This is a genomic window from Lentilactobacillus sunkii DSM 19904 (assembly GCF_001435575.1).
Taxonomy (GTDB): Bacteria; Bacillota; Bacilli; order Lactobacillales; family Lactobacillaceae; genus Lentilactobacillus; species Lentilactobacillus sunkii.
Genome location: NZ_AZEA01000003.1, coordinates 1 through 14377 on the forward strand (window position 1 = coordinate 1; position 14377 = coordinate 14377).

Below are 14377 nucleotides of genomic sequence, written 5' to 3' on the forward strand. Positions count from 1 at the left end.
TATCGGCGGGACTTATGTCCCGGCCCCTTTTAGATAATTGTTTAATTTAAAAACGATTAATTATTTTTCACCATCCGGCTTGGCAACAAACAAGCCCAGATCTTCAAGCTGTTTGGTTGCAACTGGTTGTGGTGCACTCGTTAATGGTTCAACTGCTTTTGAGTTCTTAGGGAACGCAATAACATCACGAATGTTATCACGGTCGGCAAGCAATCGTACGAAACGGTCCAACCCAATAGCAAGACCGCCATGAGGTGGAAAACCATAGTCCAGAGCATTTAGGAAGTAGCCAAATTGAGCTTCGGCACTCTCTTTTGTAAAGCCAAGTGCTTCAAACATCTTTTCTTGAAGGGCTCGAGTGTGAATACGAATCGATCCGCCACCCAGTTCAAGACCGTTAAGGATGATGTCATAACTTTGAGCATAAGCTTTATGAGGATCTTCACCCTCGTTCATCAAGTAATGAACATCATTTTCATTAGGCATGGTGAATGGATGGTGAGCAGCAACGTAACGCTTTAAATCTACATCCCAGTCAAACAATGGCCAGTTCACAATCCAGAGGAATGCAAACTTGGACTCGTCAATCATGTCTTGTTCCTTAGCGATTTCAACACGGAGATAAGCCAAGGTGTTGGCAACAACCCGACTGTTGTCGGCAGCAAACAATAGCAAGTCGCCTGGTTTTGCTTCGGCTTTTGCTAAAATCTTTTCGCGAAGATCGGCATCTTTAAAGAATTTTGCGATTGGCCCGTTAAAGCCATCATCGGTAACCTTCAACCATGCAAGGCCTTTGGCACCAAATCGTTCAACGTAGTCGGCAAACTTATCCAAATCCTTACGTGAATACTTTTCAGCACCACCTGGAACGGCAATTGCCTTAACCTGACCGCCATCTTTGACAGCACCGGAGAATACCTTGAAATCAACATCTTTCATAATATCTGAAAGATCCTTTAATTCCATTCCGAAACGAACATCAGGCTGATCAGTACCATATCGGGCCATTGACTCATCCCAGTCCATACGCTGGAATGGTAACTTAACATCGATTCCCATGGCATCTTTCATGACCTTGGCGATGAAGCCTTCAGTCACGTCCTCAATTTCTTCCTGATCGGCGAATGACATTTCCATATCAATCTGGGTAAATTCAGGCTGACGGTCGCCACGCAAATCTTCATCACGATAACAGCGGGCAATTTGATAATACTTATCAAAACCGGCACCCATCAACAATTGTTTGAACTGTTGTGGTGACTGTGGCAGTGCGTAGAATGAACCGGGATAAACCCGTGATGGAACCAGATAATCACGGGCACCTTCAGGCGTTGATTTAGTCAATGTTGGTGTTTCAATATCAATGAAGTCATTCTTGTCAAAATAACTGTGAATTGACTGGATAATGCGATTTCTTAATAAAATGTTTTTTTGCATTTCAGGACGACGAAGATCCAAGTACCGGTACTTGAGCTTCAAATCTTCAGAAACGTTAATTCCATCTTGAATGTAAAATGGCGGAGTTTTGGCAGTAGCCAAGATTTTTGCGTCAGTAATATCAACTTCGATCTTACCGGTCTTCATCTTTGGATTAATTTCTTTAGGGTCCCGAGCAACAACTTTACCTTTGGCCTCAACAACAAATTCACTTCGAAGCTTGTCGGCAACTGCTAAAGCATCTTTTCCAAATTCTTCACTGAATACCAGTTGAACAATTCCCTCGCGATCACGCAGTTCAATGAAAATCAGGCCACCCAGGTCACGACGTTTTTGAACCCAGCCTTTCAGGACAACTTCCTCGCCGATGAGCTGCTCATCAACAAGGCCAGCATAGGTAGTTCTCTTCATGTCTAATCAATCTCCTCATCATCTGTAAAATATTTGGTAATGATATCGTCAAAATCTTTGAAAATATCAGCAAGCGGTACTGAAACTTCCTTGCCAGTCTGCATCTGCTTAACATTGGCAGTTTTATTTTCCAATTCACTTTCACCAATCGTGATCGTGTACTGGGCGTTTAACTTATTGGCTGTCTTGAACTGGGCCTTTGGCTTTCGGTTGAGATAATCACGATCCGCTGCAAAGCCATCAGCACGCAAGGCTTGAACAATTTGCAGTGTCAAAACGCTGGTCTGTTCACCAATTCCAACCACATAGGCATCAAGCTGATCAAGAACCGGGAACTTAACCCCCTGAGCTTCCATTAAGAGCATCAAGCGTTCCATTCCAAGGCCAAAGCCAATTCCAGGCATTTCCGGACCACCCAGCTGTTCAACCAGGCCGTTATATCGACCACCTGCACAGATTGTGGTGTATCCATCCCCCAATGCCTTGGAATTTGCCATAATCTCAAAAATTGTATGGTTATAATAATCAAGGCCACGAACCATATCGGGATCAATGACATATGGGATGTTTAATGATTCCAGAAGGCTTTTGACTTTATCAAAATGCTTTTGCGATTTTTCGTTGAGATAATCTAAAATTGAAGGCGCACCCTTCACAATTTCTTTATCTCGTTTGTCTTTACTGTCCAGCACCCGAAGTGGGTTTTTGTGCAGACGCACTTTAGAGTCATCGCTTAATTCATCAAAATGGGGATCCAGATAATCAATCAACGCTTGTCGATAAGCGTCACGGGACTCTTTGTCGCCCAAGGAGTTAATTTCCAGTCTAAGATTGGATAAACCAAAGTGCTTTAGTAAATCCATCCCCATTGCAATTACTTCAACATCCAATTCCGGTTCATCACTGCCAAAAGCTTCAACACCAATCTGGTGGAATTCCCGTTGGCGACCGGATTGTGGCCGCTCATAACGGAACATCGAACCCATGTAAAAGACTTTGACTGGACGTGGATGTTCGGGACCATAGAGCTTGTTTTCGACAAACGCTCGAACAACGCCCGCCGTTCCCTCTGGGCGTAAACTCATATGGCGATCGCCTTTATCTTTAAAATCATACATTTCTTTAGTCACAACGTCGGAAGTATCGCCAGACGTTCTGGAAAAGACATCGAAACTTTCAAACATTGGTGTCCGAATTTCCTGATAACGATAATCGTTAAACAACATCCGGGCCGTTTCTTCAACGTAATTCCATTTTTGAGCCTCGCCTGGTAAAATATCAGCCGTTCCTTTTGGTCGTTGATATCTCATAATTGTTTCCTCCCACTTAAATTTCCGAAAAAAAAGACCCCTGCCCGAAGACAAGGGTGCAATGCGCACGGTACCACCTTAATTATTTCTCAAGGATAACGCTCGCACGAATAGCATTTCGCTATTAACCATCATTAGCAAAAAGTGTCACTTCAGAATAATTGACGCATTCTTTCACCAAATGAATGCTCTCTGGAAGCCAATTATTCCGACAGTTCTTTTTATCGGTTGAATATTTAACTGCCTTTAAGATTAGATTAACCGACACAAAATGTCAAGAGAACATCGAGATGATTTTTAATCAGACTAGCCTCGCAAGCTGATTTCAACTATAATATTATTATTTGAGTGAGGAAAGATTTGACCGTGAAAAAATTCTGGGAAAATAAAAGCTGGATTATCGCAACTTTAGCGATCATCATTACGTTTTTTGTGTTGATCCTATCGTTGGAATCAAATTCAGTCACTGTAAAAGTCAATCAATTGAATATTCGAAGTGGGCCTTCAGTCACTTATTCGGTCAAGGCAAAAGTCAAGCATGGACAACGTCTCCAGGTTATCAGCCGAAAAAGCAACTGGATCAAAGTTATTTACAAGCATCGGACAATCGGCTGGGTTGCTGCTTGGCTGGTTCAAAATACCAACGTGCAAAACGTCACCCGGCTATCTGAAGCAACCATCGTCCTTGATCCAGGGCATGGCGGTTCGGATACCGGCGCCCTGTCGATGAACGGACAGCCTGAAAAGCGCTACACGCTGGAGGTCGCCAAACGGGTGGAACGAAAGCTTCAAGCCCGTGGTGCTCGCGTCGTCATGACCCGTGACAGCGATAAAACCGTGCCGTTAGCCGCAAGACCTGAAGTTGCCAACTCGGCATCCGCCAATATTTTTGTGAGTTTTCATTTCGATTCATCCGATGAAAATAACGTTGCCTCGGGGTACACGTGTTATTTTTATCATGATGGTGATTCTAAAAAGTTGGCAAAGGCCGTGAATAACAACATGAGCGACCTTCCCCTTCCTTCCCGAGGTGTGGATTTCGGAAACTTCCTGGTAATTCGAGACAATTCCGTCCCTGCAATCCTGATTGAAGGCGGCTACATTAACACCAAAAAAGATTTCAAACAAATAAAAGATCCAGCGTATCAAAAAAAGCTTGCCACCGATGTTGTTAACGGAATTGCAAACTATTTTAAAAATAATAATTAAATTATTTATTGGTCAACCAAGGAACCAGTTCATTAATTTCGGTCACTCGGATCTCCGGGTTACCGGAATCAACAATAATTCCATCTGGATCAAACAGACATGAAGCGATATTTGCATTGTGCCCCGCAGCAACATCAAGTTTGCGGTCGCCAATCATGATCGCTTTTTTTCTGTCGACTTCGTTGGATTTGATTAACCAATTAATTGAATCCGGCTTTGGCTTCCTTGGAAAGTTTTGGTCTGAGGTCACAAAGTCACTAAAATCCTCAAGAAGGTCAAATTTCTTCAACATTGATTTAGCTTGATCATCCCGATGCGTCAGTAAAAAGTTGCGGCCATTCATCGAGATTGCTAATTCAAGAACTTCTTTGGCACCAGGAAATGGCAAGGCATCCTCAACCAACTCAGTTTGATACTTCTTGTTTAACTTCCGTAATTGTTTTTCCTCAATTCCATAAAATGACGAAAACTTTCTGATGGCGGTTCCAACATCATGCTGGCGCATAATCACATATATTTGATGCTGGTCAATCTCGACATCATCAATTCCCAAGTCACCAAGCGCTTGAACAAATGCTGCAACCATTTTTGGATAAGTATCAAAAAGCGTTCCGTCAAAATCCCAAAACAATTGATTAATCATCTTACCACTCCTTAAAAAAGCCGAATCGTAAAGATTCGACTTTTATTTGTCATTCAAAATATCACTTATGTTCTGTATCAAAAATAATAGTCACGGGACCATCATTTTGAATATTAACCAACATATCGGCGCCGAAAACGCCACTTTGAACGTCCAGCCCAGTTTGACGCAGACTGTCGTTGAGCTGTTCATACACTTTATCTGCGTGTTCGGGTTCACCGGCATTGGTGAAGCTGGGACGGTTACCCTTCTTGGTATCTGCATACAGTGTAAACTGAGAAATTGATAAAATGGCTCCATGAACGGCATTAATGTCAAGATTCAACTTGCCGTTTTCATCTTCAAACACTCTCAGTTTGCTAATTTTATGAGTTAAATAGGCAACTTCTTCATCACCATCAGTATCGCTGACACCAACCAATAGTGCAAAGCCTTTGCCAATTTGACCATGTACTTTGCCGTCGATACTAACAGACGCTTCTCTTACTCTTTGCAATACGACTCTCATCGAGCTAAACTCCTATCTGAATTTTCGTTCAACCAAGTAAACGTCGTGAACATTCTTGATTGCACCGATTAATCGATCCAGCTGTTCCAAATTCCGGACACCAACGGCCAATGTAATTGTAGCCATTTTATTATTATCCACCTGGCCGTTGACTGAAGATACAGACTTCGTAACACTGTTGACTGCAGTTAACACATTAGTCAACAAGCCGGCTCGATTGTATCCCTGAACTGACAGGCTGGCATCATAAATCGTTCGTTCTTCAGGGTTGTTGGCCCAAGCAACTTCAATTAAGCGCTCGCCATTTTCTTCGGCAGTCTTAATATTTGGGCAGTCGACACGATGGATTGAAACACCACGGCCCTTGGTAATATACCCGACAATTTCATCACCTGGTACTGGGGTACAGCAATGACTCAGTCGAACTAATAAGTTATCGACACCCTCGATGACAATCCCGTTGGAAGATTTTCGTTTCTTTTGTTTTTTCGTCGTTTCCGCATCTTCAGAAATTGTCTGATGACCTTCGAGAACTTCCTTTTCGGCTTTATCCTGGCGTTCTTTTTTAAGCTGAGCCCGGGCATCTTCGGTCAGTCGATTGATAACCCCGGTTGGCTGAACATCACCGAAACCAACGGCGGCCAATAAATCATCGGCATGCTGGTAATGCATATTAACGGCAGCTTTCTCCAAGTTATCGGGAACCATAATCCGATTGGGTTCGAATCCGGCTTCCCGCAGTCTTCTGGAAATCAAATTTCGCCCGTCGTCAACATTCTTAGTGCGGTCTTCTTGTCTGAAGTACTGCTTGATTTTATTTCTGGCACGTCGGGTATGGACCAGCTTCAGCCAATCACGACTTGGACCGGCTGATCCGGTTGCGGTAATGATGTCGACAATATCACCATTTTTCACTTGATGATCCAGTGGGACAATCTTGCCGTTAACCCTGGCACCAGTTGTATGGTTTCCAACCTCAGTGTGAATCATGTAAGCCATGTCAAGCGGTCCAGCACCCTTGGGAAGTTCATAAACGTCGCCTTTGGGGGTAAAGACGTAAACATGATCGCCAAACAGTTCACCTTTGACACTGTCCATAAAATCGGCAGCGTCATCGGTATCTTCCTGCAGTTCGATGATTTGCTTAAACCAATTCAGTTTGTTGTTGTCTTGGGAAGTTTTAACCCCGCTGGTAATACCTTCCTTGTATGCCCAGTGAGCAGCAATACCAAACTCAGCAACCCGGTGCATTTCCTCAGTCCGGATCTGAACTTCCAAAGGTTTGCCTTCGGGTCCAATAACCGTGGTATGCAGGGATTGATACATGTTGGCCTTTGGCATTGCGATATAGTCTTTAAATCGGCCTGGCATTGGTTTCCACTCAGAGTGAATTGCCCCCAAAACTGCATAACAGTCCTTAATCGAGTCAACAATCACCCGGATTGCAAGCAGATCATAGATTTGACTGAACTGCTTGTGTTTTTCAACCATTTTGCGATAAACGGAGTAAATGTGCTTCGGCCGGCCGTAGATTTCCGCCTTGACACCTAATGCAGAAATTGCGTGTTTGACTTCACTAATTGCTTTGTCAATATAATCCACCCGCTGATCACGACGTGAATTCATCAAATGAACAATTCGATAATATTGCTGCGGGTTAAGATAACGCAGGGAAATATCTTCGAGCTCCCACTTGATGGTTCCGATACCTAAACGATCAGCAATCGGTGCGTAGATTTCCAAGGTTTCACTGGCAATTCGGCGTTGCTTATCAGGGCGCAACGACTTAAGCGTCCGCATGTTATGCAGCCGATCAGCCAACTTAACAATCATGACTCTGATATCTTTACACATTGCCAGAAGAAGCTTTCGATGGTTTTCAGCCAGCCGTTCTTCGCTCGATTTGTATTTGATTTTGGACAGCTTGGTAACCCCATCGACAATCAGCGCGATATCATGGCCAAACAGCTCCTGAATGTCACTTAAGGTGGCACCGGTATCTTCTACTACATCATGAAGAAAACCGGCTGAAACGGTCTCAGGATCCATATGCAGGTCAGCAAGAATTCCTGCAACTTGAGTTGGATGTGTGATATAGGGCTCACCGGATTGGCGTTTTTGATATTGGTGAGCGATTTTTGCGAATTTATACGCTTTTTTGATCTCATCGACATGTTCCTTGTTCATGTATTCAGAAACTTTATCAATGACATCATCTGGCGTCCATATTTTGGTTGCCATTCTATCAACTCTTCTCTTCTGCCCGGAGGCGTTCATCAATTAATCTTTATCATAATAATATCATTGTTGTCAACGTAATTCAGCTAACTAAATCAGTTCGGTTAATACTGAAACAGCACTCAAAAAATACAGAGGTGCCGTCTCTGTCCGCATGATCCGTGGCGCGAGGCCGGCGAGGACGAATCCATTGTCTTTTAACAAGGCAATTTCGGCTTCACTGATCCCGCCTTCCGGCCCAAATACTGCGACAATCGATTGACCCGCTGAAGTCCGCTTGACAGCTTTGACCAATTGGGTTTCTTCACCATCCTTGGCCGATTCTTCATAAGCGACAAGTTTGGTATCAAAGTTGAGTTCGGTCAATGACTTTAGTCCATCAAGATACGTCACATTCGGTACTTTGTTTCGATGAGACTGTTCGGCTGCACTCAAGGCAACTTCATTCAATCGGGCAATTTTTTTGGATGCCTTTTGGTTCCATTTGACAACCGACCAGTTCATTGGCAGAAAAATCACCTGCGAAACACCTAGTTCAGTTGCTTTTTGAACAATCCACTCAGGTTTATTGCCCTTTGACAAACCGCTTACGATTGTAACTGCCAGTGGCAGTTCGACATTCTTCTGAGTGGACTTCAAAATTGTCGCATCGACTTCACTACCATCAAGCTTGTTGACTTCGGCCTCAAATACTTGGTGCTCCAACGATACCAATTCAATGTGGTCACCAACTTCAGCTCGCAAAACTTTCCCCAGATGATGGGAAATGTTTGTTGGAAGTTGAATTGTTTGACCGGTTGTTAATGTTTGATTCATAAAATAATGTTGCATGACTATTCCTCATCCTTTGGTTTTTGAGCAATAATGCCATACCAATCTTTCATTTTCAATGTCTCGACAATTTGAAATCCCTGATCAACCATTGCTGATCGGACAACATCAAATTTATCCTTGATAATTCCGGAAGTCAAAAAATAACCATCTGGCTTTAAATTGTCCCAAGCTTGGGGCACCAACGGAATAATAATTTCAGCAAGAATATTTGCCACCACGATGTCAACCTGTTGATGAATTCCCTTCAGCAGATCGTTGGCGGACACATGGATATTCTTTGCTGCCGGGTTAAGTTGAATGTTTTTTTCAGCTGATCTTACCGCAATATCATCGACATCGAATGCTGAAATTTCACCAGCCCCCATCAACTTTGCAGCGATGCTCAAGACACCGGATCCAGTTCCGACATCCAGAATTGATTCACCGCCTTGCATCACAATTTCAAGCGCTTGAAGAGATAGGCGTGTCGTCGGATGAGTCCCGGTGCCAAATGCCATTCCCGGGTCCAAACGAACAATCTGTTCAAATTCAGATTTAGGCTGATAATCCTCCCAGCTCGGAACAATTGTAATGAATCTTGATATTGAAACGGGGTGATAATACTTCTCCCATGCAGTTTGCCAGTCCTGATTGACAACTGGCGTGACATTTACCTCGGCTGGACCGGGGTTCAAACCAAATTTACTCAAATTGCGAACTTTTTGGGCAATGTTATCAGCCTGTTGATCAATGTGCTGCTTGTTCGGGTAATAAGCCGACACAATGGCGCCTTGAGCAATATGAGCCAGATTTTTGGGATCGACAATTTCACCATGATCGCCGTAACGGCCGGGCTTTAATTTCTCAAAATCTTTTGCATCCTCGATTGAAACACCGGATGCACCGTTCTCCATCAAAATATTGGAGACGGCTTCGACTGCCTCACTGGTTGTAATGATTGATAACTCTGTCCAATCCATTGATTTCTCCTTTGATTATGCATTCCACTGCTGTTGCAATACATTGGTTTTTATCCATTTTAAACGGAAAGCTGGTTTCAGCCCAAATTAGGCAAAAACCAGCTTCTGTTAGAACCCGTATCATTTAGACGGACTGTCTGATACTTCATGCTTTTTTTCCGCTTCTCTGGCCCGTACCTTGGCCTCGTGCTTTAGTAAATGGCCTTCCAAATAGTTCAGTAGTTCAGATTCATTTTCAAAAATCCGGGGATGCTTTTGTTTATGAAGGCGCAAATCAATTTCGTTGATTCGCTGTCTGCCAGTCCACTTATGACTGTACCGAATAATAAGCCGGTTATCCAAGCGGTCACGGCCAAATCTGAAGATATAAATATTGTCCGGTGTGAGTAAGGGGCGAATATATTCTTTTTTATAGAAGTAACCGTTTTTTCTTAAATATTGTTTCGTTCGACTTAGAATAATAACACCTCCCAGCTTATCAAATTTTAACTTTTCAAATCGAATAAAAAACGAATTAATATATATAATAATTGAATATGAAAGAAAACGCAAATTCTTTCTCATACTCAATTAAAGTTGCGCTACTTAACTAGTTTAGCATATGATGTAGTAAAGGAGCTGAGAACAATGGAACTATTTCGAATTCGATTCATCAACAAAATTCGTCCTGATACGTTGGAGATTCGGTATCGGGCTGTGTTGAAGTCACATTCCAGTGACACCATTTTTGAGGGGCATCAGCTATTCCTAAGAAGTTATCTCGATCCGACCATCTTAAAATCAGGTGAAGTTGCCCTCAAAGCAATTTATAATATCTTTTCGGCAACGCCTAAAAACTTACTGCTTGATCAGGTTTCCTTTGAACAATCACATGATCGAAGTCTGCTGGAGGTTCCGTCCAAACAATTTTTTGATCAATACATTCAAGATAATAACATGATCGACCGGGTCATCACCCATGCAGGCAATGATGGTCATCCAATTATTGATACTAAATTGGTAACCGAACTGCGAATTGGCTGATTTGTCTACATATAAAGCATAAAAGTTTGACAAATATATGTCAATTGTCATATGGTAACTGTGACAGGGTAAATAAGAATTTTACTGGATTTTTATCATTAGATTTTTATCATTTGGGGGAAATGAATATGAATACAAGAGAAAAAATTCAGGCAGTTATCAATAGTCATGATAGTGCCTATCAAATCCAGAAACTCACGGGGGTCAATTCTTCAATTATTATTCGTTTAAGAAATCAGACAAGAAAAGTTGATAATCTATCATTGAACACCGTGGAAAAGCTAGAACGCTATTTCGATTATCACGTTAAGCATGAGAATGATGACATGCCAAATTCCATCCAGCTGTCTCACTTCCGCCACCGCTTGATCAACCTACTTCAAGAGTTATATGAGATTCAACAGGCAAAAGTTGAATCAAAGGATGCCCAGCCTGATGAAAAAGCCATGACTGCAGCACTTGAACAGCTTTTCAATGACATCATCAGCAACAAGTTGGAACTGGAGCATTTGGAGATTCTTTATAACCGTCTAGCTCCTGAACCTAATCAGCTGGAAGCCGAAAAATAATGATTTATCAAAAATCCCATTACTCGGATGAACATCATCCGGTAATGGGATTTTAAATTGGGCAATTATTTGTCGCCTTTTTCTTCCTCATCAGTTTGAAGAACTGCCATGAAGGCTTCTTGTGGGATATCAACCTTCCCAACAGCCTTCATCCGTTTCTTACCAACCTTTTGCTTCTCCAACAGCTTCATCCGACGAGTTCGATCACCACCATACAATTTGGCAGTGACATCCTTTCGATAGGCTTTGATGTTGGTTCTGGCAATGATTTTGGCGCCAATCGCAGCCTGAACAGGAATCTCAAAGTTCTGTCGAGGAATAATATTTTTCAATTTCCCGACAATGTCTCTGGCACGAGTAGCAGCAAATTGCCTATGAGAAATGAAGCTCAAAGCATCAACTTTTTCACCATTCAACAAGATATCAATTTTAACCAAGTCACTTGCTTTGTAATCTTCCAAATCATAGTCGAGAGAGGCATAACCCTTGGTACTCGATTTTAATTTATCAAAAAAGTCGAAAATGATTTCCGATAATGGCATGTGATAAATCACATTGACCCGGTATTCATCCAAGTACTCCATCGTATCAAACTCACCACGTCGACGCTGGCAAAGCTCCATTACCGGCCCAACATAATCATTGGGAACCATAATAGTTGCTTTAACGTATGGTTCTGAAATTTCCTTGATTGATGAAACATCCGGCATTTCTGAAGGATTTTCAACTGTTTTAGTGTCACCGTCAGTCAACTTAACCTCGTAGGTAACAGATGGTGCAGTTGTAATCAGCTCAAGATTAAATTCTCGTTCCAACCGTTCCTGAACCACATCCATATGCAGCAAGCCAAGGAACCCGCAGCGAAAACCGAATCCCAAGGCTTTGGAAATTTCGGGCTCAAATTCCAATGCGGCATCATTTAGCTTTAATTTTTCCAGTGCTTCACGTAAATCATCAAACTTGGCGTTATCAGTCGGATAGAGTCCGGCATAGACCATTGGATTCATTTCCCGATAACCTGGCAATGCCTCATCAGCTGGGTCCAATGCGTTTGTGACAGTATCACCAACTCGGGTTTGGGTAATGTCCTTGATGCTTGCGGTAATGTAACCAACGTCTCCTGACATCAGATAATCCCGCTTAACCGGCTTAGGTGAGTTAACACCGACTTCAGTGACTTCATACTCACTGCCGCTGTTCATCATCCGAATTTTGTCACCCGGCTTAACTGAGCCTTCAAACAAACGAACACTGAGGACAACCCCGCGATAATCATCATATACGGAATCAAATACCAACGCTTTTAGCGGCGCTGTAACATCCCCATCCGGTGCAGGAATCTTATGAACAATTTGTTCGAGGAGCTCTGGAACCCCAATCCCTTTCTTGGCACTGGCCAAAACAGCATCGGAAGCATCCAAACCAATCACATTTTCAATTTCAGTACGAACTTTTTCCGGTTCAGCGGAAGGCAAATCAATTTTATTAATAACCGGCACAATTTCCAGGTTGTCATCAATTGCCAAATAAACATTTGCCAACGTCTGAGCTTCCACACCCTGCGCTGCATCAACGACCAGTACGGCACCCTCACAGGCAGCCAGGCTTCGAGACACTTCATAGGAGAAGTCGACGTGCCCAGGAGTATCGATTAAGTGAAACTCATAATCATGACCATCTTTGGCGTGATACGTGAGTTCAACGGCGTTCAACTTGATCGTGATACCCCGTTCTCGTTCAAGATCCATGTTATCCAGTAATTGATCTTTCATATCCCGCTTGGCAACGGTATCCGTCATTTCAAGAATTCGATCAGCCAAGGTCGATTTCCCATGGTCGATGTGAGCAACGATGGAAAAGTTTCGAATATATTTTTGATGATCCTTCATTTTTTCTAAATCCATGTTGTATTCTCACTTTCATTTGTTTAACTGTTTACAATTATAACAGCCATTCACGTTTATCCAAAGTTAAACCGGCAAACCCGTCAATGACATAAAAAAGAGGCAAGCAACGCAACTGCGCCAGCTGACCCCTTTCAAATGATCATTTGCTATTTTATTTATCAAAAGCATCTTTCATCTTGTCAAAAAAATTACTGCCGCCCTTACCGGCGATATTGTCGCCACTTGCCTTGGCAAATGCTTCCAAAGCAATCTTCTGGTTCTTGTTGAGTGACTTCGGTGTCACAACGGTCACAGTGACTCGCTCGTCACCATTACCATTACCACGAAGTCTTGGCGCACCCTTGCCTTTTAAGCGGAAAGTTGTGCCGGTCTGAGTCCCAGCAGGTACCTTCAATTCGACATCACCATGAACGGTCTTGACTTTGATCTTGCCGCCAAGTGCAGCCCGGGCAAACGTAATCGGCTGGTCAACATAGATGGTAGCACCGTCACGGGTAAAGTCTTTACTTGGCTTTACACGGAAGACAATGTACAAATCTCCGTAAGGGCCGCCGTTTTCACCGGCTTCACCCTGCCCTTGAAGTCTCATTTGTTGGCCGTCATCGATACCGGCAGGAACGTTAACTTCAAGTTCGTGTCGTTCGTCAGTTTTACCACTGCCGCCACAAGTTGGGCACTTTTCTTTAATTTCCTTACCAGTCCCATGACATACAGGGCAAACTTGTCGTGACTGCATTCTGCCAAGTGGCGTGTTGGTTTCAGTCGTGACATAGCCACGACCGCCACAGTTGGAACAGGTCACAGGTGAAGTACCAGGCTTGGCCCCGGTACCGCCACAAGTCTTACATTGAGCTTCACGATTGTATTTGATAACCGTCTTCTTACCGAAAATGGCTTCTTCAAATTCAAGGGTCATCTGATATTGCAAATCACGGCCTTGTTGAGGTGCCGAAGGATCTGACCTTTGCTGACCGCCGCCAAAGAATTGACTGAATATGTCATCAAATCCAAATCCACCGCCAGCACCAGCACCGCCAAAATTGCTGAACCCGCCTTGGCCGCCGCCAAAACCGGCGCCTGCACCATCGGCTGATCCATATTGGTCATAGTTGGCCCGCTTTTGTGGATCACTCAGTGTTTCGTAAGCCTCGTTAATTTCCTTAAATTTTGCTTCAGCATCAGGAGCTTTATTAATGTCTGGATGCCACTTTTTGGAAAGCTTGCGATAGGCGTGTTTTATTTCGTCATCGCTGGCATCTTTGGAAACTCCAAGAATATCATAATAATCTTTTTCTGCCATTAGAAACTCCCATCCTCATTCAATACTTT

13 protein-coding genes are annotated in these 14377 nt (G+C 43.1%); 3 read left to right on the forward strand and 10 right to left on the reverse strand.

Translation table 11 applies throughout. The annotated features are described in order from the left end of the window. Nucleotides 1–60: 60 nt before the first annotated feature. On the reverse strand, nt 61–1848 hold the full coding sequence (aspS, locus tag FD17_RS03305; RefSeq protein WP_057823595.1) for an aspartate--tRNA ligase: 1788 nt from the start codon (nt 1846–1848) through the stop codon (nt 61–63). Nucleotides 1849–1850: 2 nt separating this feature from the next. After that, nucleotides 1851–3158: a histidine--tRNA ligase gene (gene hisS / locus FD17_RS03310; RefSeq protein ID WP_057823597.1), complete on the reverse strand. Its 1308-nt coding sequence runs from the start codon at nt 3156–3158 to the stop codon at nt 1851–1853. Nucleotides 3159–3524: 366 nt separating this feature from the next. Here hisS and FD17_RS03315 point away from each other — a divergent pair, with 366 nt between their 5' ends. Then, the gene (locus FD17_RS03315) at nt 3525–4367 is read left to right on the forward strand and encodes an N-acetylmuramoyl-L-alanine amidase family protein (RefSeq protein ID WP_057823964.1); all 843 of its coding nucleotides are present in this window, start codon (nt 3525–3527) and stop codon (nt 4365–4367) included. Between the two features lies 1 nt (nt 4368). Here FD17_RS03315 and FD17_RS03320 read toward each other — a convergent pair whose 3' ends face one another. From FD17_RS03320 to FD17_RS03345, 6 genes are all read right to left on the reverse strand, one after another. After that, nucleotides 4369–5010 carry an HAD-IA family hydrolase gene (locus FD17_RS03320; protein WP_057823600.1) on the reverse strand — a complete coding sequence of 214 codons (642 nt, stop codon included), beginning with the start codon at nt 5008–5010 and terminating at the stop codon, nt 4369–4371. 61 nt (nt 5011–5071) lie between these two features. Next, on the reverse strand, nt 5072–5518 hold the full coding sequence (gene dtd, locus FD17_RS03325; protein ID WP_057823602.1) for a D-aminoacyl-tRNA deacylase: 447 nt from the start codon (nt 5516–5518) through the stop codon (nt 5072–5074). Nucleotides 5519–5530: 12 nt separating this feature from the next. Further along, complete coding sequence (locus FD17_RS03330) at nt 5531–7759, reverse strand: RelA/SpoT family protein (protein ID WP_057823604.1); 2229 nt, start codon at nt 7757–7759, stop codon at nt 5531–5533. An 87-nt stretch (nt 7760–7846) separates the two neighbouring features. Further along, entirely contained in the window at nt 7847–8587 is a 741-nt protein-coding gene (locus FD17_RS03335) for a 16S rRNA (uracil(1498)-N(3))-methyltransferase (protein ID WP_057823605.1), read from the reverse strand. Between the two features lie 2 nt (nt 8588–8589). Next, nucleotides 8590–9549 carry a 50S ribosomal protein L11 methyltransferase gene (gene prmA, locus FD17_RS03340; protein ID WP_057823607.1) on the reverse strand — a complete coding sequence of 320 codons (960 nt, stop codon included), beginning with the start codon at nt 9547–9549 and terminating at the stop codon, nt 8590–8592. 120 nt (nt 9550–9669) lie between these two features. Then, on the reverse strand, nt 9670–10008 hold the full coding sequence (locus tag FD17_RS03345; protein ID WP_176744945.1) for a hypothetical protein: 339 nt from the start codon (nt 10006–10008) through the stop codon (nt 9670–9672). Nucleotides 10009–10176: 168 nt separating this feature from the next. On the opposite strand from FD17_RS03345, the gene FD17_RS03350 reads away from it, so the two are divergent. Together FD17_RS03350 and FD17_RS03355 are read left to right on the forward strand one after the other, a co-directional pair. After that, nucleotides 10177–10572 carry a hypothetical protein gene (locus FD17_RS03350; protein WP_057823609.1) on the forward strand — a complete coding sequence of 132 codons (396 nt, stop codon included), beginning with the start codon at nt 10177–10179 and terminating at the stop codon, nt 10570–10572. Between the two features lie 128 nt (nt 10573–10700). Continuing rightward, complete coding sequence (locus tag FD17_RS03355) at nt 10701–11141, forward strand: hypothetical protein (protein WP_057823611.1); 441 nt, start codon at nt 10701–10703, stop codon at nt 11139–11141. A 65-nt stretch (nt 11142–11206) separates the two neighbouring features. Here FD17_RS03355 and lepA read toward each other — a convergent pair whose 3' ends face one another. Both lepA and dnaJ read right to left on the reverse strand, forming a co-directional pair. Next, entirely contained in the window at nt 11207–13045 is a 1839-nt protein-coding gene (gene lepA / locus FD17_RS03360) for a translation elongation factor 4 (protein WP_057823613.1), read from the reverse strand. A gap of 154 nt (nt 13046–13199) precedes the next feature. Next, a complete protein-coding gene (gene dnaJ / locus FD17_RS03365) occupies nt 13200–14348 on the reverse strand; it encodes a molecular chaperone DnaJ (protein ID WP_057823615.1) in 1149 nt (382 codons plus the stop codon). Between the last annotated feature and the right edge of the window lie 29 nt (nt 14349–14377).